This window comes from Legionella beliardensis (genome assembly GCF_900452395.1).
GTDB classification, from domain to species: Bacteria; Pseudomonadota; Gammaproteobacteria; order Legionellales; family Legionellaceae; genus Legionella_C; species Legionella_C beliardensis.
In genome coordinates this window covers 1,334,802-1,360,077 of sequence record NZ_UGNV01000001.1, presented here as the reverse complement: position 1 = coordinate 1,360,077, position 25,276 = coordinate 1,334,802, and the positions used below count along the sequence as shown (strand labels likewise).

Sequence of the window (25,276 nt, the reverse complement as noted above, 5' to 3'; positions counted from 1 at the left end):
TTAAGCCCATTTTCGCAAGCGTATCTAAATTAGGCTAAAACCGTCCAATGAGAGTAAGAGCTAAGCAAAAAATTTATTCTATCTTTGCCTTTCACTTAAAAATAAAGCCATAAATACGATAAAAAAGTAACCAGATCCTGAATAAAACAACAAGGAATCAGAGAAATTACCAATTGCAATTAAAATTAGCAATGCAATCGCTGGAAAGCGCCATACTCTTAATTGCATTACTTCCTTAAATAAGTTTAAGAACAATACAGCAAAAATAATTAGCCCAATTAATCCAAGCTCTGCAGCAGTTAACCAATATTGACTGTGAGGCTCTAATAGCTTATGGCCTAGTTTATAACCATTATATCTAGCTCCCCAAGCAGGTACCGGATCTTCTTTTTCAAAATAATAAATAAAGCTCCCTGTTCCCCCGCCCATTAAGGGGTGGCGTTTAAATAATTCTTTTGCATAGCTATGAAATTGCAAACGAAAACCAACAGACGTATTTTTATCCTGCTGATAATGTAAGACATTACTATATAGCGATGTCATCCTTTCTTGTACTGTAGGCGTTAACTGGTAACAAATAGAACAAAAAAAGGCCACAGATAATAGACCTAGTAGCGCTTGGCGTTTATTTAGCACCTGAGCTAGTAAAGTAATCAATAATGCAATATAGATAATGTAACCTATGCGCGCGGTATTAATAAATAAAACCTGATAACTATACAGAGCAACTAAGCTACCATATACAAAGCGCATATAACCTTTGTGCTTGAAAAATAAAAAACTCGCGAGATACGCTGCAAAAGCCATCATCATGCTGGTCATAATATGATTACGGAAAACGTGATCGGCATAAGCATGGGATGTGGTTAGAAGATTAAACTCTTTTCCTATCGATAAGCAGGCTGTAATAAACATAGCGATTAAAAAGGCATGCACCCCTAAATAACGGGCCCTTTCATTACGGAAACCAACCAAAAAAATTGGCAAGTAAAGAAGCTTACTGTATTTTTCCAAAACAAATACCATGATTTGCATGTTGGCCGGAGTCCATAAGCAAGCAATTAAAGCAAATACAACAAGAGACAATATGGCCTTACACCAACTACGGCTTAAAATCTCTTTGATTTGTGTGCGATGCTCTCTAGATAAAAGGATAACCACTAACGATAAGCTAGCAAAAATACTTTTGCCGCTTGAACTAATTGGAATGGCCAATAGCAAAGCAGCCAGCAAAACCGTAGCTGCGTCTTTTACTATGAATTTAGGCCAAGTAATTTCAAGCATTGCCATACAAGAAACCCTTAAAAACAAAGATAACAAATAGTAATATAATTAACATGAGTTCGATATAAAAAATAATCACTATTTTATATTGAACTTCTCTTTATTAATATTAAAAACCCGGTCATCAACGATCCTTATCAACAATTTATCCTAAGTGACCTAGCGAACTGTATAAGCGCTACATTAAATAGAAATAATTTAAGAAACAAACAGTCGCAAATTTCAATAAATTCGAGATATACTAGTTTGATGTTTAAAAGGTGGATAGCGAATGCCTTTTAGGGCTAAATACAATAACATCTCTGATCACTATGCTACTGCTGATATGTTTAAATCGATCAGTAATAGTCATCAGGTTGCAATTGAACAAATTAGAAAAGCGCATTTAGGACAGCGCTTAGGTTATAAAGTACTTGATTTTGGTGTAGGCAATGGCGCATTTTTAGAAAAATTAAGGCAATACATGCCCGATGCTGAATTTACCGGTATCGATATTTCCAGTAAACGCTTAGCCTCAGCTAGAAAAGCCCTGCCACTGACTACCATTGAAGCAAGTGCAACCGAGGCCAGTCGTTATTTACCCCATCATAGCCAAGATCTTGTTCTTGCTCATTTTATTAATGCTTATATTCCTATCCATACTTTATTTAGTGAAGCTGACTTGTTAACCCGGTCAAATGGTTATTTTTCTTTAATTACAACAACATACGAATCTTTTCCAATAGCTCAGCAACAATTAGCTAATTTTATTGCTGAAGATACCTTAGTAAGTACCGTCGTGGGCCATTATTATAAAGCCATGATTAAAAATACGACGGTCTCAACAGGTCTTGATGAGTTATTACAGGTATTTAATCATCATCAATTTCAAGTGATGGAGCATCAACGTTTATATATACCTATTATTTTAAATAATGCGGATGAATTAGCGCGTTTCGGCATTGAAGGAACTTGGTTTTTAAACAGTGTTTCTATGAGAATGTTACCAAAAACATTTCTTCTTGAACGGTTAAAACGCTTATTTAATAGAGTATTTACTTTTCCTTATCATGATACACATATTATTGACATTATCCTTGCAAAAAAGTAACACTTGATCAAAAGCAGTAAAGAGCTTGTTATTTTCAGTATAAATAGTTTACTCATTGAGTAGAAAATATTTAGGGAGGGAAGGTGCTTTATCAAGCGATCAAAAATTACTTACCTATGGTTGACTTAAAACAACGACAAACAAATAATATTGTACTGATTACTTTTTGGAGCCAATTTTCTGTTTATGCTTTAAATACTGTGTTAATTTTATTCTTAACACGTCCCCTCTTAAAACATGGCTTAGGTTATAGCCAAACAAAAGCATATGCCTTTATTGGCATTACTCAAGCAACAGGCTATCTGATGCCCGTGTTGGGTGGTTTCGTCGCTGATCAACTACTTGGCCTTAGACGTTCTATCTTGCTAGGCAGTATTATGCTTGCTTTAGCTTATTTATTAATTATGTTAAGTGGTTATACGTTAACAAGCTTTGGCGATAAATTATTTATTGCAGCTTACGCACTTATACCAGCCACCAACTCCTTGCTTATGGGTACCTCATCTGGGCTTGTTTCTCATATTTATAGTGATGATGCGATTAAAGCCAAATCTGCCATGACCTATTATTATATGGCAATCAATGTTGGAGCATTATTAGCTACTGTTATTGCACCTGTGCTCTTGGAAAGCGCGTATGGGCCTTTATCCATTTTAACGGTAGCCTTTATTGGCAAATCCTTGGCGGCTCTGAACTTTGCTAAGCACTACCGTCTTTATGATAACGTGATTTATGGGCATGATAGGCAGCCTATGTCAGCGCGCACCAAATTACAATTAGCTATTTATATCGTCAGTATTTATGGCTTTACTTTAGTCGCTTATTCTCAAGTTTATTTAGCGAGTATTATTATTGGTTTAGGTTGCGCAATAGGTATTTTTGCTTTTTTTATTAAAACGCTGCGCCTAGCGCCACAAGCTCGCCTCAAGCAGGCTGTTGCATTAATCTTAATTATAGAAGCGATTATATTTTTTATTATTTATAATCAAATGAATAGTACGCTGGTTTTATTTGCGAAATACAATTCGGATTTAAGGTTATTAGGTTTTGATGTCTTACCAGCACATTATCAGCTGCTAAATCCTTTATTAATTATTCTATTAGGCTCGCAATTGCCGCGTTTGTATCGGTGCTTTCCACGCTTTACCATTCCTTACCAATTTGCTATGGGTACATTGCTCGCTGGCATAGCTCTACTACTTATTGTGTTTGCTACGCTCACAGCAAACCAGGGCTATGTGAATGGTAACTACATAGGCTTAACTTATATTTTAATTACCCTTGCTGAGCTTTGGGTCAGTGCAATTGGGCTTAGCATGATTGGCCTTTATTGTGATAGTGAAAATTTAGCTTTTGCTATGGGCGTTTGGTATTTGGCCTGTTCCTTATCGCACGCCATTTCTGGCAGGCTTGCAAAAATCGTTGCTATGCCAGATATAACTGCTTCGCCGCTTGAAACACTCCCTATTTACACTCATTATTATTTCTGGTTAGGCTGTATTGGAATAATCTTAGGTGCTTTTATGAGTGCTGGCGCCTATGTTATGCAAAGAAAATTAACAAAAGCAAATATTAAAGTTAATTGATTTGTAACTTAGTGCGTAGAAGCCAAGTTAGCAAGTAGATACTATCTTTAAGAGCAAGCAAAATTTCATTAAAAGTTTTTTTGTTTTTTAAGACAGCATCTACTTGCTTTATCTAACCCAGTCCGAAATACCGTGGCTTGACCACGTTATCCATACCCGTCAGTGCCACTTCATTGGATACCGCAGACACGCCGCGGTAATTCGGTTGTGATTTATTTCATACTAAGTAAACGTAGCCTGGGTGAATGAAGTGAAAACTGGGTTCCGGCCCTATGGGCCTGCACCCAGGCTACGTATTTAGTTAGAATCCTCTCACAAGTCTAAATTATTTCTTTTAAATACCTTGTCAGCGCGATAACTAGAGCGTACAAGTGGGCCTGAAGCTACCTCAAAAAAACCTTTTGCTAAACCAATTTCTCGAAATTCAATAAATTTTTCAGGCGTTACATAACGCATAACAGGCAGATGATTTTTGGTAGGTTGTAAATATTGACCGAGCGTAAGAATATCTATATTTTGCGCGCGCAAATCATCCATCGTTTTAATGATTTCATCATCCGTCTCACCTAGGCCCAGCATTAAGCTTGTTTTAGTTAACACATCGGGGCGATACTGTTTGGCAAATTTTAATACATTTAAAGTCTGCCAATAGCCAGCTCGATTATCTCGTACTGGATGAGTTAAGCGCTCGACTGTCTCGACATTTTGAGCAAACACATCTACCCCACTATCAAGCAGCGTAGCAATATCTTGGGTGATGCCTTGAAAATCAGGCGTAAGTGCTTCGACTTTTGTACCAGGGCTTCGTGCTTTAATAGCTCGAATGGTCTCTGCATAATGATTGGCACCACCGTCAGCTAAATCGTCACGATTAACGGAGGTTAAAACAACATAATCCAAATTCATCAAGGCAACGGTGTTGGCCGTATTTTCAGGCTCAGCTTTATCTAACCAGCCATGCGGATTTCCTGTATCTACAGAACAAAAGCGGCAAGCGCGCGTACATACTGCACCCATAAGCATAATAGTTGCAGTACCATGTGACCAACACTCACCAATATTTGGGCATTTAGCTTCTTCACAGACAGTAGCCAAGCGGTGTTTAACAACTTGCTCCTTGACTTGATGATACGCGGGTGTGGTTTGGTTAACAATTCTTAACCATTTTGGCTTAGGTAGCCTTTCTACAGTGGTAGAGCATGATTTAATGCCATCTTTAATAGCAGTTACACCATGTTGAGTTTTGTATTTATAACCACTCTCAATGACAACAGGGATATCAATTAACTTACTCATTACCAACACCTATCAAGATTAAATGCCTCGCCTTATTTAAGATTATCTTTCTTTTGCTTACGTTCATCAATTAATTTAAGTAATAATTTAGCATGCGACCCATCACAAAAGGGTGGATCGTTGGTTTGCTTACAACCACAAAAATACACCGTATCAGTATAAGGCGCATAATAAGCCACGCCAAGCTCACAATCTTGTTGGTCACATAAAGGCTCTGTCTTGCTTTTGCCACAACGACACCAATGATATGTTTTACCGGCTTCAACATCATAAGCAATAGGGAAATAATTATGGCTTATATCCTCTTCCATTCCTTTCTCCTTGACTACCTAAATTTAATCCCGCATTTAATAATATAGAAGGGTTAAGAAGGATTTTTCTTAGTTACGTAAAATTTAGGCAAAATCCAGGTGATTAGTACGGTTAAAATTAATACAATAAAAATAAAAGATAAGCGGTTTAGTTGATAAGGGTAAGCAATTAAAAATACCCCAACAACTAAAAGAAACGATTCTCCTAATCGTTTAAACAACGGTAAATAGTTTTGCAAGCGCTTTAACCGAAATAGTAGCACAATGATTAAGGCATCTAATGCCAGGGTGATGACGTAAGTCATGATATAAATTAATTGATAGAACATTTGCTTGCTTGCGCTAAACTGCTGGCTAACCAACCACTGTTTAACAATCAAGGCAAAATTAGGAGAATTATTAATTTGTATGTAACTTTGAATAATTAAGGCGGTAAAAAACACTAAGATAGCCGTGGTAGCAATCACTAACTGAGCGTTCGATTTTTTGACAAATTTTAGGATAAAGATCATTAATCCAAGCCCTATTAAAATAGCTAAAGGACGGAGTAAAGCAGTAATCGTATAAAAAAAAGATAAATGAGCGAATTGAAAATAATGAGCAAGGCCTGCACCTAAAGCAAAAGAAATTAAAATAACTGCCCGTTTATTTTGTGTAGGAAGGCTAATTAAGAAAGCAATAAGCGCGAAAACTAAAATAGTCGCCGACGGATTTAATGCATCAACTATCGCCATTAACGGAATAAATGATGGCGTTGATGGCGGTGTGGTTAAGCTTCCTTCATACCAATTTGCTAAAGCCATTTGCTTTAACGTTTGTACGGTTGCAGGAGTTAACTCACCTGACTTACTAATCTGTTCACGGCAGTAATTTAAACCAGCAAGCAATTGTGCCCCTGATTTCTCGTTATCTTTAAAACCTACCCAGCGACTATCACAAAAGAAAATGGCAGGCACCGAGAAATCATTAAGCTGTTGTCCTTTTAGAAATTGACTAAAGGTGACCAGCGCCTGCTTGTCTGTATTGATGACATAATGATGAATATCAAGCCAGGGGTTTTTTGAGGCTAAGTCGTTAAGGAATGCTTCTGCTTTTTGACAATAAGGACAAGTTGATACAGTAAATAAATGAACTTGTAGGGTGACCTGTTTACCACTTCCTGTAAACCACTGCGTAGATAAATCGCTAGCCCAATTAACTTGGCTAATTAAAGATAGCATTAGACCTATTATCAATTTTTTATACATTGCCTATTTACCTTCCTAACCAGAGCCTCAATAAAAATTATACTCCTATATTTAAAACAATGAGATTTAATTTCAATTCATTATTAAATTAGCGGCATTATTTTTTTACATGTTTTTATTTTAATCACAACAATTATCTATTGCATAACCAGCAAGAAGTTGAAATAATTCACAACTTGTAGCATCTTATTGCTAAATCACCTTGTGAAACTATGAAAAAACATAATAATGCTTACCTTCTTGGCCTTCTTTTACTTATTCTTGCTCAAATTATGGTTGGCTTAAATATTGTGTTGTCTAAAAAGCTAGTTAATGACATTCCTACCTTATTATTAATTAATATACGTTTTGCTTTAGCCAGTATTATCTTACTCCCTTTACATTGGCTAACTCCAGCAAAGGAAAAAAGTTTAGTGCATCATCTTTCTCTTTTAAATAATAAAGATTGGTATTTTATTTTTGGTCAAGCTTTATCAGCAGGAGTTTTATTTAACCTTTTTATGTTGTTAGGTCTGCATACGACGGATGCTAATGTCGCAGGAATTATAACGAGCACCTTGCCAGCAATCATCGCAATTATGTCTTTTATTTTTTTAAAAGAAAAGCTATCCGCTAAGATTGGTTTTTGTATTCTTTTTGCAACACTTGGGCTTATTGTTATTGCCACTGAAAAATTCAATCATCTAAGTAAGGCTCATTCTTTCTTAGGTGACTTGGTAATTTTTGTCGCCTTATTACCGGAAGCAGCTTATTATGTGTTATATAAAATGCATATTTCGCGCCTGCCAGTGTTTTTAATTTCTGCCGTTATGAATGGTATTAATGCCATTGTTTTATTACCTTTTTCCCTATTTGAAATTACACATATACCTAATATTAGCGCTAACCATTGGTTAATTTTAAGTAGCCTTGGAATTAGTACTAGTTTATTTTATATTTTTTGGTATTTTGGCTCGCAACGGGTAGATGGTATTATGGCGTCTTTATCCACAGCAGTTATGCCAATTGGCACTGTCATTTTTGCTTGGTTATTGTTAGGTGAGCAATTAACTAACATACAATTTTTTGGGATGGGACTGGTGATATCCTCAATTGTATTTTATGCAAAACAATAAGTTAGTAAAGTAACCTATCTTTCTAGACACTATGAATGGATATAAGATTCTAAATGTTCTATCAAGCGTGTCTTGTCCTCAATTAATGAAAACAAAATATCTCCGATAGAAATAATAGCTACCAGCTTATTATCTTCATTAATCAAAACATGACGACGCTTAGTAAACGTTATTATTTCCATCGCATCTTCAACGGTATCATTGATATCTAATATACTGACCTCTTTATAAACAATGTCACCCGCTGTGGCTTGATTAGGATCTAGGCCAAGGTGTACGCATGAGCGCACCACATCACGTTCACTTACTAAGCCCAGTAGCTCAGTTCTGTCATGAACAACTAATGCCCCAATGTCTTTAGTGACCATTAAATTGACACAATCCATGACGGTAAAGGAAGGCTCTATATAGACAACTGGACGTCTTGGATCTGGGAGAATGGAATAAATGAGATTAGCCATGGCATCACCTTAACAAATCCGATTTATTAACAAGTATAGTTGATGAATATTATATGTGAAATGAGCCAAGAAGAAATTTAGATAGGAGTATCAATTATTAAATAATTGATACTCAAAAAAGATTAAATTATTGCACCACACGCCATGCACCATCTGCTTGACGGCATGCTTTACCATAGACTTCTTGTGATTTACCGCCAATGATTGCGCGCGTTGTATATTCACGGCAAGGCTGTTGGTTAGTATAATAAGTACGTGTTGGTTTCACTGTATAGCTGTTGCCACTGTCTGGATTTCTCCAAGTTACAGGTCTACCTGTTGGCGCAGTTTCTAATGCTTTTTGCATTTCTAAGCGATCTAATCTATCCATAGTACGGCCAATATTACCACCTAAATAGGCCCCTAATAATGCGCCACCCGCAGCAGCTGCTACTTTTCCAGAACCGCCTCCAAATTGACTACCAATCAGACCACCAACAACGCCACCTGTCAATGAGCCAACGCCTTCATTATTAATCTGAGCACAGCTTGACAAAAAAACCGAGGTTGCAAGTGTTGCTAATACTATTTTTTTCATGCAATTTCACCTGTATAACGTTTGAAATCGGTTTGTATTCTACCATCAAGGTTAGATATTATCCACAATTTAGCTTGTAATTGTGATGTACACGCGGAGATAACTGACAGAGTAATTCATAAGGAATGGTATTAGCTGATTTAGCTACTGATTCTACAGGAATATTTTTCCCCCAAAGCTCAACAGCGTCCCCAATTTTAGCATGAGGATAATCTGTTAAATCAATCGTTAAGATGTCCATAGAAACTCGGCCAACAATAGGTGCAACAAACCCATTAATCCAAACATGAGCCTCAGAACTAATATGACGTGGAAAGCCATCACCATAGCCTACAGCAACCACACCAATGATAGATGGCCTCTTAGTTCGCCAAATACCACCATAACCAATAGGGACACCTGCAGGGTAGTGATGGATGGCACTAATTGCAGAAACAAAAGTCAAAACAGGTTTTAAACCTAATTGTGCTGCAGACTTATCAAGGAATGGAGAAACCCCATATAACATGATCCCAGGCCTTACAACTTCCGCTTGTGCCTCAGGAATTGCAATAATGGCAGCTGAATTAGCAATGCTCTTAATAAATTTACCTGCGGGTAATTTAAGTTTATGGTAACGAGCGAGTTGTACTTGATTAACAGGATTAGTTGGTTCATCAGCGCAAGCCAAATGGGTCATTACACCAATTTCAGCGTCCACCCAAGGGCAATTTTGCAAAGCCTCTACTACACTATAAACTTGTTCTGGTGCGAAACCTAAACGATGCATACCTGTATTGATTTTAACCCAAACCTTGATTTTATGCGGTTGAGGATTAGCCAATAACCATTGTAATTGTTGAGCTTGATGGATAACGCATTGCAGCCGATATTGGCTTACTGCTATTAATTCATCCGCACTAAAAATACCTTGAAATAAAATGCATTCACTGGCTATGCCAAGTTTACGTATAGCAATTGCCTCTTCCGCACACGCTACTCCAAACGCATAAACCTGGCCATCCAAAACAGGCACTACGGCTTGTAGCCCACAGCCATAGGCATTTGCTTTAACCATTGCTATTATTTTTTTTCCTGGCGCATAGTGTTTTATCTCGGCTAAATTATGCAGTAATGCTTCTTTATCAATTTGCACATAGGTTGGCCTAGTCACCGGTAATTACTCCTGATAACCATTAAAGGCCAAATCTTCAAAGCGTGTATATTTACCTAGGAAGGCGACTTTAACTCTGCCAATGGGACCATTACGCTGTTTTGCAATAATGATTTCAGCCATGCCTTTTTCAGGACTATCCTCATTATAAACTTCATCTCTATAAATAAAGCAAATCACATCGGCATCTTGCTCGATTGCACCTGATTCCCGTAAATCTGACATAACAGGCCGTTTATCATGTCTTTGCTCTAAACTACGGTTTAACTGCGACAGAGCCACTACGGGTACTTTTAATTCTTTAGCGAGGGATTTAAGACTTCGTGATATTTCTGAGATTTCTGCTGTGCGATTTTCAGCTTTAAAACCTGGCACCTTCATGAGCTGTAAATAATCCACAACAATAAGGCCTAGTTGCCCATACTCTTTCGCTGTTCTTCTTGCTCTTGCCCGCATCTCAGCCGGGCTTAAGCCTGGTGTATCATCCATGAATAAGGGGGCTTCAGATAACATATGCACCGCTGAAGTCACGCGCGGCCAGTCATCGTCTGTTAATTTTCCGGTGCGAAGTCTATGTTGATCAATGCGGCCTAAAGAAGACATCATACGCATAGCAAGTGAATCTGAGGGCATTTCCATTGAAAAAACTAAGACGGGCTTTCCACCCCGGATAGCAGCATGTTCAGCCATATTCATAACCAGGGTTGTTTTACCCATAGATGGCCGACCGGCAACAATAATTAAATCAGAAGGCTGTAATCCTGAGGTTAATTCATCTAAGTCAGTTAAACCGGTAGCTAGGCCTGTAATTGCGTCACCATTATGATAAAGCGCATCTATTCTTTCAACGGTTCTCACTAAAATGGACTTAATACTTTCAGGTCCCCCATCACCCCCTGTTTGCTCAGCAATAGCAAATACTTTGGTTTCGGCAAGATCTAGTAGCTCAGTCACTTCGCGGCCCGCAGGATTATAGGCAGCATCCGCAATATCACTTGCTACACCGATTAACTGTCGTTGTACAGATTTTTCACGCACTATGTCTGCATAAGCAGAAATATTAGCCACACTTGGGGTGTTGCTAGCTAGTTCAAATAGATACGTCTCGCCGCCTGCTTGATCAAGTTCATTACTCGTTTTTAAGGTATCAAGTAAGGTCACAACATCAAATGGCTGGCTTTTGCGAGCTAGGTCAACAATAGCGCGAAACAAGGTTCGATGTTCAGTACGATAAAAATCTGCTTCACATAATTTTGTATTTACTTTATCCCAAGCTTGATTATCAAGCATGAGGCCACCAATGATTGACTGTTCTGCTTCTGCAGAATGCGGAGGTCTTTTTAAAGGATCAATTGTTTGCTTGTTTTTTCGTGCTAATGCTTCGGCCATAATTTTCTAATTTATTTAATTAACGTGAGTTTGCCCTTATCCTAACATTGCTTTATGCTGCTTCGAACGTTCGCAATGTCCTACATTCTACAACAAAACGTTATATTTGTTTTTTCAAACTTAACTCTATTGTAATGCTGAACAAAAAAAAAGACACACTCTTTGTGTGTCTTTAGTTAATTAGGCGAAACTTTTTTAAAACCTTATCTAACCCAGACTTGCGTACGGCCTAGGGCAGAAATACCTACATAACCCCGTACATATAGCTTATTACCTTGCACGGTTATTTTAGCACGGTATATTTTACCTGATTTAGGATCTAAAATTTGACCATCTTCCCAAACGCCATTGCCCTTGTCTTTTAAACCCCAGAGAAAACGCAAACCTAAAATAGGTTTATTTTTGAAACCACCTGGACAATTTTTGCATGTGCCACTATCACCAGGTTGTGGGTAAACCTTAACAATTGTTCCATTCAATGTATTACCTGAGACAGATAACCTAATCACCGCTCTTTTTTGTCCCGTTTTATCATCGATAGTTGTCCAATTCCCCGCAGGGGTTTGTGCAGCTATCGTAATCAGTGGCATAAGCAGCGCCATTACCATAATCGCAATTAACGATTTCCATTGGCTCATCATTTCTCTCCATACAAGTTATCCTTAAAAAGGATAAGCTAGTAATGTGTACTTTGCAAATTATGCCGAATTTTTTAAATTTCAAGTGATTAATCTTTAAGCGGTAAAAAGAACTGTTCGATATCTTGCTCGGTAATTGAACTAAGTCCACTCAATTTTTCATTTAAAATGCCTTCAAAAAGATGTTTTTTCTTATTTTGTATGGCTACTATGACTTCTTCGACCGTACCTACGGTAATTAACTTATAAACAAACACCGTGTTTTTCTGTCCAATACGATGACTTCTATCGGTTGCTTGATTTTCTACTGCAGGGTTCCACCAGGGATCATAATGAATCACTGTGTCTGCTTGGGTTAAATTTAATCCTACACCGCCTGCTTTAAGACTAATTAAAAAGATAGGGACATGTCCTTCCTGAAATTTATTAACAAGCTCTAAGCGATTTATTGTCTGCCCAGTTAATTTAAGATAGTCATAAGAACGATTTACTAATTTTTCTTCAATCAGTTCAATCATGGAAGTAAATTGCGAGAAAACTAAGATGCGCCGTTTTTCAGCAATTAAATTATCTAAAAGCGTCATTAAAGCGTCTAACTTTGCTGAGCTTTCATGAGCTACTTCAGCAGCATTGATAGAAACCAAACGGGGATCGCAACATACTTGCCTTAATTTAAGTAAGGCATCTAATAAAATAATATGACTTCTCTTCAATCCTAACTTGGCAATTGCTGACTGAACTTTCTGTTGCATGCTTATACGAATCGTTTCATAGAGATCGCGCTGGGCGCCAACTAATTCTATTTTAAGTGTGGTTTCAACTTTGGGCGGTAATTCTTTGGCAACTTGATTTTTAGTTCTGCGCAGCATAAATGGGCGAATACGGGCCATTAGTAATTCATGACGTTGCTCGTCTGTATTTTTTTCAATAGGGATTCTAAAAAATTTACGAAAATACTTACCATCGCCTAATAATCCTGGTATTAAAAAATGAAAAAGTGACCAAAGCTCACCTAAGTGATTTTCAAGCGGTGTGCCTGATAAACAAAGTCGCTGATGAGCTTTAATTTGTAGAATAATTTGGGTTACTTTAGCACGAGCATTTTTAATAAATTGTGCCTCATCCAAGATGCAATAATAAAATTGATAATTAGTAAATCTAGTTTTATCTCGCTGAATTAAACTGTAAGTAGATACAATAAGATCGTAATCATCAAAATTTTCTTCTTGTCGGCCGCTACCATGAAATACTAAAACCCTTAAATTTGGTGTACATCGCTTAGCTTCTTCATACCAGTTAGCAATAATACTTGTGGGCGCAATAATTAAAGAGGCTTGCTGCATACGCCCTTGTTCTTTCTCTAACTGTAGATGGGCTAAGGTTTGGATTGTCTTTCCCAAACCCATATCATCTGCTAATACCCCACCAAATTTACCTCGCCGTAACGATTGTAACCAAGCCAGGCCATGCTGCTGGTAATCGCGTAAATGAACGGTTAATCCTTGAGGAATAGAATTTTCTTTAAAAGCAGCAGGATTCATTAATTGTTTAATTTTCTGCCCAATAGCTCCAGCTTCTTGCCAACGTAAAGAGGTTGTAGCAAACGCTTGCTCTGTTTCATACATTAACATAAGCTGATAATGATTAATTTTTAATTGCTCATCTAGAGGATTAAATTGCGTCACATATTGCAGTAAAAACCGCAGAAGAGGTTTAATTCGGCCGAGTGGAATTTGCAATCTTTTTTGCTGAGGTAATAATAAGGCAACTTGTTTTTCATCTGATAGTTCTTCTAAATTAACTGCTTTCAACTTAGGTATTAATTTAGCAATTAAAGGGATAATATTAACAGGTTTCCCTTCGACTAAAATACCTAATTGATAGGAAAAAAAATCATTCCCCTGCTCTTGAAATTCAGAGTACCATTTAACTGCATCGATGCTAAATTCTTCCGCAAAAATATCATGATTAAATTCAACAAACCATCCCTTATTTTTTAAAATAGGTACTAATTCAGCATGTAATTTCGCTATATCTGATGCATAGCTATAATCTTTTAATACTACAGCATTTGTTAAAAATTGATGAATGTCTTGACTATATAAACTATCATATTTTAGTAAAAGCGATTCATAATAAGCTAACGTGTGTTGCTCAAATACAAAGTCTCTGTTTATCTCAATTAAATCGCTACCTTGCTCATAGTAGAGTTGCTTATAATTTTCCCGCCCTGAAATACGAATACCTCTGTAATCAAACAATAAATCACAAGTAATAATATAATTTTTAGAATCAAAGGTGCCTAAGGGATCTAACTTATCAATCTCTAACTCTTTTGCATCTAATATAAGAATTGGTATAGGCTTTATCTCTTTAATTAGTTTGTTTTCGTAAATTTTAGGCTTAGGTAACTCTGAATTAACTTTATCTATTGCTGCCGCTACGTCATGTGCTTTAGCAATAGAAACAGGTGGCAAACTTAGAAGCCATTTTAAGTGTTCACTTTGATAAGAAGTTGTTAGCTCTGCTAAAATTTGTTCCTGTTCATTATAATACCAAAGCTTATCTAGCAAAATTGGCATGAGTAAATCTTGCTTTTCTCCAATGATTAAATGCTGGGTACCATCAATATCTAATTGCCAATGGAATGTCACTTCATCATCAACTTTAAAAGCAACAGGCTCGTTAACGTCTTTAAAATAAGCCCTTCGTGTTAAAAGAATTTTTTGTAACAAAACGCTAGTAGGAATAATTAGTCGCTCAAACCAACCGTGCACATGATTTCTTAGCGCTAACGTGGTAATAATTTCATCATCTAGTTCAGTAAAAAATTGCTTGCGACTTTCGGTAATAGTATGAAAAATAATTTTTTTACTTAACCTACCGCTTTTTAAGCGCCTAGCTAATGCTAGATGAGCTGTAACGCGAGTTGCCTGTAATTCTGTCTCAAGTAGGTAAACTACGTCATGGGTAGCGCTAATGGCCTTTTTATTGTGGTTATTAATAAATGATAACTGTTGGCCAAATGGTAAGTTTTCTGCATGCACCGCTGGCTTAATAACCTTCATCTCAATTTTTTCTTTAGCTTGTAAAGCAAACAGGCTAGCTGCTGCATGTTTACAATTTTTAGCCTGGCAGCTACAACGAGCCGGCTGTTTTGGCCAAATTTTTAAATCTATATGAACATCATAAATCTGACTGGAGGGGTCTTTTACGCGCGCTTTAAGTAAACCCTCACTTAAGCGAATGTTTAATACAAAACCTTTTTTTTGATAGTCCAAACCATGCATTAAAACGGTAGGTAAAAAAACGTCAGCCATCCGTGATAACGCATCTTTCAACATAATTTAGGCCACATTAAAAATAAACCGATTATTATAGTAAAATAGTGACAATATTTAAATTAAATAAATTTTTTATTCATTAGACTAGTTTTTAAACTGTTCAGGATGCACCAAAGTCAGCCTAAAAAATTGCTATAATCATATACATTAATTTCACTTTGAACTATAAACTATACTAGACTGATTATTTTTCTTATAACTACAATGGCTAAACAATTAAATGTATTAATGGCGCAAATTAACCCAACTGTTGCGGCCATTGATGCTAATACTGATAAAGTAATTAGTATCATACTTCATTATCAAGAAGAGCATGATATTATCGTTTTTCCTGAACTCATTATCAGTGGTTATCCGGCTGAAGATTTGCTTTTAAGACCTGAATTTCATGCTCAAATCGCTAAAGCCCTAGATAAAATTGCCAGCGTTGTCAACGATTGTTATGTAATTCTTGGCCACCCTACTTTGCAGGGTAATCGCTGCTTTAATTCTGCAAGCATTTATTTTCGTGGTGAAAGGTTTGCAATCTATCACAAACAAGCTTTACCAAATTATGGCGTGTTTGATGAAATACGTTATTTTGTCTCCGGCCAATCTAAGCCATGTATTGTAACAATTGAAGGCTACCAAGTCGGTCTTTGTATTTGTGAAGATGTCTGGCTTAAACAACCCGTTGATGAACTCATTACGGCTGGCGCCGATACCATCATTTGTATTAACGCGTCTCCTTTTGAATATAATAAGTATCAGTTACGCGAAGATTTAATTCGTGAACATGTTAAAAAAGGAGCTCCTCTTCTGTATGTTAATGCTGTGGGTGGACAAGATGAGCTAGTGTTTGATGGGCAATCCTTTGCTATGGATGAAACGGGTAAGGTGTGTGCTCGCGCAGCAGCGTTTAAAGAAGAATTCACCACCGTTACCTTACATGAAAAAAAATTAACAGGCCCTATCACTCCGTTGTTAGACTTAAATGAATTAATTTATAAAGCCTTAATTTGTGGCACCAAGGATTATGTGGAAAAAAATAATTTTCCCGGCGTCTTACTAGGCCTTTCAGGTGGTATTGATTCTGCATTAACATTAGCCATTGCAGTTGATGCCTTAGGACCAAATCGGGTGCAAGCCGTGATGATGCCATCTCGTTATACGGCTGAAATGAGTAATACTGATGCCCAGCTACAAATTGAGGCGCTAGGTATTAAAAGCGAATTATTACCAATTGAATCTGTATTTGAAAGCATTTTAACTACCTTAGAACCAACCTTTGCTGGATTACCTAAAGACATTACTGAGGAGAATATTCAAGCACGCATTCGTGGTTTATTTTTAATGGCCTTATCAAATAAAAAAGGAAATCTCGTCTTAACAACAAGTAATAAAAGCGAGACGGCAGTTGGTTATGCTACTTTGTATGGCGATATGGCGGGTGGCTTTGCTGTATTGAAAGATGTGTTAAAAACGCAAGTATATGCTCTAGCTCATTATCGTAATCAATTGTCCCCAGTCATACCAGAGCGTGTCCTTACCCGCGCGCCTTCCGCTGAACTAGTAACAAACCAAACTGATCAAGACAGTTTACCCGATTATCCAATCCTTGATGCCATCATTACAGCTTATATGGAAAACAATCTTGATACGGAAGCACTTATTACTAAAGGATATGATACCGAAGTAGTGCGTAAAGTGATTCGCTTAATTAAACGCAACGAATACAAACGCCGCCAAGCTCCCCCAGGCATTAAAATTAGCTCACGCGCATTTGGCCGTGACTGGCGCTTTCCAATTACCTCGGGCTTTAAGTAACGTGAATTCGATATAACCCGCTATGGGATAGCGTTTTGCCGCTAGCCGAATACCTTCCCGTGCAGGCGGGATCCATATCCAAATTAGCATGATATTCATGTTGACCATAGATCTTCATCTACACGTAGAAGATAATCGATAAATGCTGCTTGCAAAATGAAAGTAAATCGCTAACATGAGGTAGCTTAAAAATAATAAGAAGGGATGTCATGAAAATTGCATTTTTTTCAAGCGCATTGCTATTTGCTACTACAGCAATGAGCGCAACACCAATCAATGGTTGGTATTCAAGTATCTTTTCAGGTACTAATTATCTATTTGATAATCTTAGTGTCCATAAATATGGACTTGCATTTACTGATGCCTCTTATGAGTTTGGTTATGAAGTTGGTGGGCGGCTTGGTTTGCAAGCGAATCAAATCCGCTATGAAGGGGAATTAACTTATCTCAATGCTGACTTGAGAAGATTTTATGTCAATGATATTCGTCAAACCCATGCCAGTGGCAATACAGATGCTATCTTTGCAATGGCTAATGCATATTATGATTTTCCTGATATGGTCGAAGCCATTTCCCCCTTTCTGGGAGTAGGCATTGGCTATGGTTGGATTAAAGGAAGCTTGAGTAGCCGCAATTTTTATTATCCTACCTATTCTTATTCTACTACTTATCCTGCCTATACCTATTATCGCAATTCTAGTAATGTTTTTGCTTACCAAGCTACGTTTGGCTTTACCTATAATTTCGAAGAAAACTACGCACTTAATATCGCTTATCGTTATATTGGAACCAATCGCGTAGATGCATTAGGCAAAGTCTTCCAAGCCAATTTAGCTACTGTTGGAGTTATCTACCGTTTTAATGAACATATTTATAAATAAGGGCTAGTTTATGAATTTAATTATGCGATTAAGTATTGCAAGTACTATGCTTGCAAGCAGTGCAATATATGCGGCTGAACCAGATGATGGCTGGTATGCAGGTTTTATGATTGGCGGTAGTTATTTAAATAATATTGATGTTAATATTTCTACCCTCCCTTTACTTACCATTACTACTACGACTCTTCCTTCAAATTTAACCACTGAATTTACCTATAAAGTTGGTTTCAATGGTGGGTTTCAAGCTGGTTATCGCTGGTGTGAAAATTATCGCTTTGAAGGTCAACTTTATATAAATTATAATAAACTCGAAAAAGTACAATTTCCTATTATAGGCCCCATTAGAAGCCACCAAAACCCTCTGGGCTTAAGCGTAAGTGGTAATACGGGCATGTTAGCTGGCTTTTTTAATGCTTATTATGATTTTTATACACCAGGCAGTGCAACAAATGTAGTTCCTTATGCCGGCATCGGCATTGGTTATTCTTATTTACGTACTAAATTTAATTTATATCAATTTGGCAATGTAATTACTGGTACTGACTTTCAAGAATCAACCACAGCGCCAGTTGGCCAAGGTATTCTTGGTATTAGTTATTTTTTTGATGACACGATTTCATTTGGCGCAGATTTTCGTTATTTAACAACTAATAAAATTAGCGATTTAAATGGCGGCAGAGTTGCGCTCGGATCACTTAATTTATTTATGAATTTTGGCTTTGACCAACCTACCCCATCCTAACTTCTTGCAAGACCCGTTCTTGTAGGGACGGGTAAGAATAAGTATAATCTTTAAAAATTATATTGCTTAAAATTACCTATTTAGTCTAAGATTGTTTTAGCTCCACCAAAGTCATCTCTAACGCTAAATTTCTAGCGTATTTACATCTAGCAATTAAAACAATAAATTAAAAGTTGGAATAAATAAAACGATGACGTCTAGGAAGGATGGCTTTGTCTCATTTATTTTTAATAAGATTTTTATTATGACATTTTTAATTGCACCTTCTTTATTATCTGCTGATATGACTCGTTTAGGTGACGAGATAGAGGCTGTTATGGCCGCTGGTGCAGATATGATTCATTTTGATGTAATGGATAATCATTACGTACCTAACTTAACTTTAGGCCCTTTTGTCTGCCAGCATATTATAGAGCGATTTCCTGATCTTATTGTGGATGTTCATTTAATGGTTAATCCGGTTGATGAATTAATTACACAATTTGCCAAAGCAGGTGCTAAACGTATTAGTATTCATCCTGATAGCACCATTCATTTAGATAGAAGCTTAGCGCTAATTCGTGAATTAGGCTCTCAAGCTGGCCTTGTTTTAAACCCAGCGACCTCGCCTGACTGTATTCAATGGTGCCTTAAACGACTTGACTTTGTGTTGGTCATGACTGTAAATCCAGGCTTCGCCGGGCAAACCCTTATTCCGCAAGTAATTGACAAAATTGCCATGATTCATGAGCGCTACCCAACGTTACCTATTTCTGTTGATGGGGGTGTGACTGCTCATAACATACAAAAACTTGCCCAAGCAGGCGCTACCCACTTTGTTGCGGGTTCTGCTATCTTTGCCGACAAGGATTATAAGAAGTCTATTACAGCTATGCGAACTCAACTTTCCGCCTTGTAATTTACTATGAAAACACTCCTTTTTTGGTTGTCTTTGTTTTGGTGCATATTCGTGAATGCCGCGTCAGGCGAAGCTTATATGGAGCGGTTTGCAACTTATACTAAATGGAAACAAAACCTACCAGAAAAGCCTGATAAAGATTTCTTGCTTTTTATTGATAGCGACACGCCATTGGCTAAAAAATTACGGGAAAAATGGTTATATCAATTGGCACGCCAAAAAGATTGGTCTGATTATAGTGCCTATTACAAGCAGTCTGAGGATGTCAACTTACAATGCTTTTACCATTTAGCGAATTACTATCAGGGCAAGAAAGAGATTGCCTTTACGCAAGCTAGAGCCTTATGGCTTACGGGGGACTCTCAACCCACGGCATGTAATCAGTTATTTGACTTAATGCTTAAAGAAGATAAAGCATTTAATGAAACTTTAATTACTCAACGCATCATTTTAGCGCTTGATAAGCGTAATCTTGCCCTTGCCCGTTATCTTTTAAAGCAATATAAGCCTCCTCATTTGAACGATGAAAAAGAATTAATTGCAATTGATCAAAATCCTAGTCGCATACAACGACTCACACCAAAAGGCTTAAATAGCTATTTTTATTTATTTGGCCTTAAACGCATGGTATCCATTAACATGGACAAAGCCATTAAGCTTTGGGAGCATGCCAAACATAATAGCCTTTTAAATACCGCTCAAAATCAAACCTTTTTAGCGCATGTTGCCTTATATAAGGCGATGCGTAATCATGATGATGCTTGGGAATGGTTCGCAAAAATTAAACCCGCTTATTACAATGATTTACTATTAGATTGGCAGATTCGTTTAGCCCTTAAGCGTCAGCAATGGCAGCAAGTTGAAAATCTAATTAATTATTTTCAAGATAAGGAAAAACCGTGCTGGCAGTATTGGTTGGCACGCGCCAAAGACGCAACGGGTCATCCAGAAAGGGCTAAAGAGATTTATCAAGAACTTGCTAAATCACGCCAGTACTACGGCTTTCTTGCAAGTCTGCGATTAAATAAAGCGTTTTCATTTCAAAATGAAAGACCAACACTTAATCAAACTATTTTAAAGCCTTATTATCCGGTGACAGAAAACGTCAAGTTACTTTATAACAGCCGGCAGACGCTAGAAGCTTCGCGCTTATTAAATGATTTTGTAGCTGAGTTACCAAAAGAAGATAAAAGCGCACTTCTTTCCTGGGTGGCGAATGATTTGCAATGGCATGGCAAATCACTGGCTTTAAGTAATACGGATGAATTAAGCAATCAATTATCACTGCGTTTTCCTGTGCCTTATCATGCTGTTATTAATAATTATGCTAAGAGTTACCAAGTACCACAGGAATTTATCTATGCCATCATTAGGCAAGAAAGTGGCTTTAGAGATGATGCTGTATCCAGTGCAGGTGCACGTGGTTTAATGCAAGTTATGCCAACTACTGCGAGCGTAGTAGCTAAACAGGCAAGAATTGATTATAAAGATAAAGCGCAGCTTTTTACTGGACAGAAAAATATAAACATAGGCGTTGCCTATTTAAAGCACTTGGCGAAGCGCTTTAACGATCATCCTGTTTTAATTGCCGCAGCTTATAATGCTGGTCCAAGGCAAGTCAATTATTGGCTTAAAAATCATCCTTCTAACGAAATGGATATATGGATTGAGACATTACCTTGGCGAGAAACTCGTAACTATTTAAAAAACATCATTGCTTTTTACGCTGTTTATCAGTATCGCATGCAACGCAAACCAGATATTAGTAATTTTTTAAAGCCGATCATTCAACTGAATTAAATTAACTGCGCTGGATACCGCTTTAAGCGGTATTCAGCGATGTGGCATATGTGTTATGGCAACATGTCAATCTACTGCAATCAGCAGGGCTATGCTTAGATTAATGTCTTTATATCGTAGGAGAGCAATCCTGTTCGTCGCCTGGCTCAGGAACCGACTCTTGAACTACCTCTAAATCATTACCACTAAAAAAACCAAAAAGATCCTCTTCATAACCGCCCTCATCTACCAAAGTTGGATTTACTTCAGCAAGATTTTTACCCGTAATAATAGCATGAATTTTGGCTATTAATTTATGAGATGAGACTAACGATAAATGAGTATGTCTAGGAAAAACGGTCATAGATAATGGGTTAGCCTCTACACACGCTTTGATAAATGCACCTGAAGGCACAATTTCATCGTGTTCAGCTATCATAAAATAATGGGGAATAGTTGATTTTGAAACTTCTTCCGCTAAATTCTTTAAGAATTCATGCCCAATTTCCATCTGCTTAACTGAGGCGGAGAGGGAAGATAAAGGTGGAAGTGCTAAATAAGAACCATTAAAAGGCGTACCTAATGCTATTACTGCTGCAACTTCAATACCGTGTTTAGCTGCTTCTAAGGCAGTTTTTGCAGCAACTAAACCACCTCGAGAATGACCAATTATTATTATTTTTTTATGCTTATTTACTTTAATTTTCTCTAAAAATTCTTCCGAAAAATCATCAATGCTCCTACCTCGATAACGTTTAGTAAAAGAGACTAACGTAATAGAATTAATATTTTTTAGACCCCCTTTAGCTATAAGGCGCTCTGCAATACGTGCTAACGAATAAGGGTAATCTGCTGTACCATGAATGCAATAAATTGCTGCCCCTTCATCATTATCTTTTGGTTTAAAATAAGGTATAGAATAGACATAGTCATTTGAATTAGAAGTTAACCAATAATAACTATGAATTAACGAGCCTGTAATACCCACAGGTTGATTATCTTTAATATATTTTGTTGCGGAACTTAAAAGCAGCCGAAAATTAAACATAGCTCCCTCCGTTGCTACTGACTCCAACCTTAATTTAAGAAACCATTTGAGGAAAATTACCTAGGTATCTTCTTACTATGTTAAAAGGAATTTCTCAAACATACTAGCGTTCTTTAACATAATTAAAGCCATTCATTAGAGGCAATAAATGGCTTTTATGAAAGCTAAAAACGTTTAAGAATTAACGTTGGCTTAGCAACTCATTTTAAGAACAATTACCAGCTCTATGAGCACAAACACTATTAAGTATACTTGTAAAGCGACTATCAGGAATCGAACTTCCTTGAGCTTTAGGATCAGTGCTTATATAACCATAAGAAGTAATTCCTATAATTCGGTTAATACCAGCATTTAATCCCCCAGATTGGCCAACAGAATACGCACCAAAATTCTGTACCCATGGACCTCCACTTGAGCCCCCACGCATATCAGAACCATATTCAACATTATTAGGCGCAACATTGCGAGCACTTTGAGCAGTCACTTGATGCATTTTCAGACAGCTATCAAAGTTACAAGGATAACCTAATAAATGAGCATGATTAGGATTAAGCGCTTGGGTTTGATAACCTAAGTAACCCGTGACGTTACCAATACGTTTTGCACTGCCATTCACTATATTGTCTTGCATTTCAAGCATACCGTAGTCTGCAGCATTAGGAACAGACCCGCCGCCTGTTGCCCAACTAGCTGAAACGAGTGCATATGCCCAAGTCCATACCTGATAAGGTGCAGTACCATCGCGAAAAGCGGGTATAAATATCCAGTTTGTATGATAACCAGCAGCACCTCCTGAACCACTATGCATACAGTGGCCAGCCGTTACTATAACGCGGTGCCTTATTACCGATGCTGAACAAACGAAATCCCCTTGACCTGGTTTAGTAAAAAATAACTTACCTACAGCACGGTAAGGATACGTTAAATCAGCAGATAAAGGAATTAAACGAGAGCTTGAAAAATTAAAGCCAAGGGTGCCTCGGTCAAAGCTGGCAACTCTATTTTCTTCCGTGGTATCATCTAAGAGCGATGCAGGCGTATAAAGTTGGCGAACATCTGGTTTGATGTCTTCACCTTCTGGCGGAGCACCATCGCCTGAGGCCGCCCCATCCATGGGTATTTGCCAGGCGTTTATTGGTAACTCTTGCACACTTTTATAATCGGCTACAGGCAGTGGCATCTCTTTCGCATTTTTCATACGCTCAGGTGTCCAGTAATTTAACAATGATTGCTGGTCAGTATTTTCTTTAGCTAAAAAATCTGTGGAGACATCAGCTAAAACTTGCCCAGCAACGAATAAAGCAGAAGCAGTTAACATTAATCTTAAACGCATATCTAACTCCTTTTAAATAGCTGTTTAATTGCGATGATTATACGTGTGCCACACCTTTGAATGCGTCTTATAGTTAGGTCGGTGAAAATGATTGAATTAGGCCATACTTCAGCGCTCTATATCATTTTACTTGTTAACGCTAAAATACACTCTTAGAATATGGGTATAGAAATCGCCCTAAATGTTAAGAACAATTCTTAACATGTTAAAACTTAGAGTAGGGTTTTTATAAAGTCAAAATTTATGCTCAAAAACCAGCCATTGACTTAAAATTATAATTAATTATCAATGAGTTATTTTTATAAATAGAGCAAATCCAGACAAATAATATTATTTTTTATTAAGTTTATTGGTTTAAAAGAGGTCGTAATAAAAAACAAGCGTATGCCATCTCTGGTCATACGCTTGTCCAACTCGGTGATACTTATTTAACTTGCTTGGTCTGCTGAAGTTGAGTACTCAACTGTGTTAGCAGCATTTTGTAATGCTCTTTCTCGGGCCAACTCAAGTCTACGGTTGCAAGCGATAAGTAAGCCATCAAACATCTTACTGAACGCATCATAGCAACGGTCAATCATTTTTAAAGCTTCACGTCTTGTTTCCACTGGTATAGTTCTTGAAAAGAGATTTTTTTCCATTTCTTCTTCAAACAAGGCATGTGCCATTTCTACTTCTAAGTGTGAGCTTGAAAAATATTTTAAATTTTTATCTTCGCCCGTTTTTTTAACTTGTTTCACAACTTTTTCAAAAAATACATGGCCAGATGATTCTAATGTTAGTAACAGGACAACATTCAATATTTCATCACTTGCTTTGTATATTTCTGACATAATTGAATAGGCTGCATCACGTGTTAGCTGTGTTTCTTTACTATACAACCAAGTCACATCGTCATTATTGCAAGATTTATCTGTGCTTAACTCGCCTAAGTATTTTTTATCATGAATAAACCATTTTTCATGGCCTGCATCTTCTAAGCGATGATGGCGAGCAACTTTTTTCAAGTAAGGATCGGTTACTCTTTCTTCATTTAGTCTTAAAATATCTTGGAAAGTCATAGCCCAGAAAGTAAGTTCTGGAACAAAGTAGCTGATTTCTTCAATTGTATCTAATTGTTCTAAAACTTCAAAAAAAGGATGATTCATAAACTCATGTTGCTTTGAATCAATGTATGCTTGTAAAGTTTTCATATCTGTCTCCAGGACATAAATTTGTTGGACAATTTTACTATTGCAGAAGACGTGCCAAATTTTTAAGCGATTTTAACAAAAAAACCCCTTAAAAAGCCTGCTTTTAGG

The 25,276-nt window shown here is 37.1% G+C and carries 21 protein-coding genes; 8 read left to right on the top strand and 13 right to left on the bottom strand.

The annotated features are described in order from the left end of the window. Positions 1-78: 78 nt before the first annotated feature. Positions 79-1,290 carry an O-antigen ligase family protein gene (locus DYE47_RS06045; protein WP_115302407.1) on the bottom strand — a complete coding sequence of 404 codons (1,212 nt, stop codon included), beginning with the start codon at positions 1,288-1,290 and terminating at the stop codon, positions 79-81. A gap of 265 nt (positions 1,291-1,555) precedes the next feature. Here DYE47_RS06045 and DYE47_RS06040 point away from each other — a divergent pair, with 265 nt between their 5' ends. Next, positions 1,556-2,374 carry a class I SAM-dependent methyltransferase gene (locus DYE47_RS06040; RefSeq protein WP_115302406.1) on the top strand — a complete coding sequence of 273 codons (819 nt, stop codon included), beginning with the start codon at positions 1,556-1,558 and terminating at the stop codon, positions 2,372-2,374. Positions 2,375-2,457: 83 nt separating this feature from the next. Beyond that, positions 2,458-3,960 carry a peptide MFS transporter gene (locus DYE47_RS06035; RefSeq protein ID WP_115302405.1) on the top strand — a complete coding sequence of 501 codons (1,503 nt, stop codon included), beginning with the start codon at positions 2,458-2,460 and terminating at the stop codon, positions 3,958-3,960. A gap of 312 nt (positions 3,961-4,272) precedes the next feature. Here the strand turns inward: DYE47_RS06035 and lipA are convergent, their stop codons facing one another. Genes lipA through DYE47_RS06020 form a run of 3 tightly spaced genes read right to left on the bottom strand, consistent with a single transcriptional unit; the run spans position 4,273 to position 6,814 of the window. Next, positions 4,273-5,256 (bottom strand): lipoyl synthase, encoded by a 984-nt coding sequence (lipA, locus tag DYE47_RS06030; protein WP_115302404.1) that lies wholly within the window; start codon positions 5,254-5,256, stop codon positions 4,273-4,275. A 32-nt stretch (positions 5,257-5,288) separates the two neighbouring features. Next, the gene (locus DYE47_RS06025; RefSeq protein ID WP_115302403.1) at positions 5,289-5,567 is read right to left on the bottom strand and encodes a CDGSH iron-sulfur domain-containing protein; all 279 of its coding nucleotides are present in this window, start codon (positions 5,565-5,567) and stop codon (positions 5,289-5,291) included. Between the two features lie 53 nt (positions 5,568-5,620). After that, positions 5,621-6,814: a glutaredoxin family protein gene (locus DYE47_RS06020; protein WP_115302402.1), complete on the bottom strand. Its 1,194-nt coding sequence runs from the start codon at positions 6,812-6,814 to the stop codon at positions 5,621-5,623. A gap of 212 nt (positions 6,815-7,026) precedes the next feature. On the opposite strand from DYE47_RS06020, the gene DYE47_RS06015 reads away from it, so the two are divergent. Continuing rightward, the gene (locus tag DYE47_RS06015) at positions 7,027-7,929 is read left to right on the top strand and encodes a DMT family transporter (RefSeq protein WP_115302401.1); all 903 of its coding nucleotides are present in this window, start codon (positions 7,027-7,029) and stop codon (positions 7,927-7,929) included. A 29-nt stretch (positions 7,930-7,958) separates the two neighbouring features. On the opposite strand, the gene DYE47_RS06010 is transcribed toward DYE47_RS06015, so the two are convergent. The 6 genes from DYE47_RS06010 to DYE47_RS05985 all read right to left on the bottom strand — a co-directional run bounded on the left by DYE47_RS06010 (position 7,959) and on the right by DYE47_RS05985 (position 15,491). Beyond that, positions 7,959-8,390, bottom strand: a complete 432-nt coding sequence (locus DYE47_RS06010) for a CBS domain-containing protein (protein WP_115302400.1) — start codon at positions 8,388-8,390, stop codon at positions 7,959-7,961. A gap of 127 nt (positions 8,391-8,517) precedes the next feature. Continuing rightward, the gene (locus tag DYE47_RS06005; protein ID WP_115302399.1) at positions 8,518-8,967 is read right to left on the bottom strand and encodes an RT0821/Lpp0805 family surface protein; all 450 of its coding nucleotides are present in this window, start codon (positions 8,965-8,967) and stop codon (positions 8,518-8,520) included. Between the two features lie 58 nt (positions 8,968-9,025). Beyond that, positions 9,026-10,120: an alanine racemase gene (gene alr, locus DYE47_RS06000; protein WP_115302398.1), complete on the bottom strand. Its 1,095-nt coding sequence runs from the start codon at positions 10,118-10,120 to the stop codon at positions 9,026-9,028. A gap of 6 nt (positions 10,121-10,126) precedes the next feature. After that, on the bottom strand, positions 10,127-11,509 hold the full coding sequence (dnaB, locus tag DYE47_RS05995; protein WP_115302397.1) for a replicative DNA helicase: 1,383 nt from the start codon (positions 11,507-11,509) through the stop codon (positions 10,127-10,129). 203 nt (positions 11,510-11,712) lie between these two features. After that, positions 11,713-12,147 carry a DUF2147 domain-containing protein gene (locus tag DYE47_RS05990; protein ID WP_115302396.1) on the bottom strand — a complete coding sequence of 145 codons (435 nt, stop codon included), beginning with the start codon at positions 12,145-12,147 and terminating at the stop codon, positions 11,713-11,715. Positions 12,148-12,236: 89 nt separating this feature from the next. Continuing rightward, positions 12,237-15,491 carry a DEAD/DEAH box helicase gene (locus DYE47_RS05985; RefSeq protein ID WP_115302395.1) on the bottom strand — a complete coding sequence of 1,085 codons (3,255 nt, stop codon included), beginning with the start codon at positions 15,489-15,491 and terminating at the stop codon, positions 12,237-12,239. A 204-nt stretch (positions 15,492-15,695) separates the two neighbouring features. On the opposite strand from DYE47_RS05985, the gene DYE47_RS05980 reads away from it, so the two are divergent. From DYE47_RS05980 to DYE47_RS05960, 5 genes are all read left to right on the top strand, one after another. Further along, positions 15,696-17,297, top strand: coding sequence for an NAD+ synthase (locus DYE47_RS05980; protein ID WP_115302394.1), 1,602 nt, complete (start codon positions 15,696-15,698; stop codon positions 17,295-17,297). A 209-nt stretch (positions 17,298-17,506) separates the two neighbouring features. After that, positions 17,507-18,178 (top strand): outer membrane protein, encoded by a 672-nt coding sequence (locus DYE47_RS05975; RefSeq protein ID WP_115302393.1) that lies wholly within the window; start codon positions 17,507-17,509, stop codon positions 18,176-18,178. A 10-nt stretch (positions 18,179-18,188) separates the two neighbouring features. Beyond that, positions 18,189-18,920 carry an outer membrane protein gene (locus DYE47_RS05970; RefSeq protein ID WP_115302392.1) on the top strand — a complete coding sequence of 244 codons (732 nt, stop codon included), beginning with the start codon at positions 18,189-18,191 and terminating at the stop codon, positions 18,918-18,920. Between the two features lie 244 nt (positions 18,921-19,164). Next, positions 19,165-19,818 (top strand): ribulose-phosphate 3-epimerase, encoded by a 654-nt coding sequence (gene rpe / locus DYE47_RS05965; protein WP_115304026.1) that lies wholly within the window; start codon positions 19,165-19,167, stop codon positions 19,816-19,818. Positions 19,819-19,824: 6 nt separating this feature from the next. Continuing rightward, positions 19,825-21,618: a lytic transglycosylase domain-containing protein gene (locus DYE47_RS05960; protein WP_115302391.1), complete on the top strand. Its 1,794-nt coding sequence runs from the start codon at positions 19,825-19,827 to the stop codon at positions 21,616-21,618. 109 nt (positions 21,619-21,727) lie between these two features. Here the strand turns inward: DYE47_RS05960 and DYE47_RS05955 are convergent, their stop codons facing one another. The 3 genes from DYE47_RS05955 to DYE47_RS05945 form a co-directional block, all read right to left on the bottom strand. Beyond that, positions 21,728-22,645 (bottom strand): alpha/beta hydrolase, encoded by a 918-nt coding sequence (locus tag DYE47_RS05955; RefSeq protein ID WP_115302390.1) that lies wholly within the window; start codon positions 22,643-22,645, stop codon positions 21,728-21,730. 205 nt (positions 22,646-22,850) lie between these two features. Continuing rightward, positions 22,851-23,978: a trypsin-like serine peptidase gene (locus tag DYE47_RS05950; protein WP_115302389.1), complete on the bottom strand. Its 1,128-nt coding sequence runs from the start codon at positions 23,976-23,978 to the stop codon at positions 22,851-22,853. Between the two features lie 428 nt (positions 23,979-24,406). Further along, positions 24,407-25,168: a hypothetical protein gene (locus DYE47_RS05945; protein ID WP_165482018.1), complete on the bottom strand. Its 762-nt coding sequence runs from the start codon at positions 25,166-25,168 to the stop codon at positions 24,407-24,409. Positions 25,169-25,276: the final 108 nt, after the last annotated feature.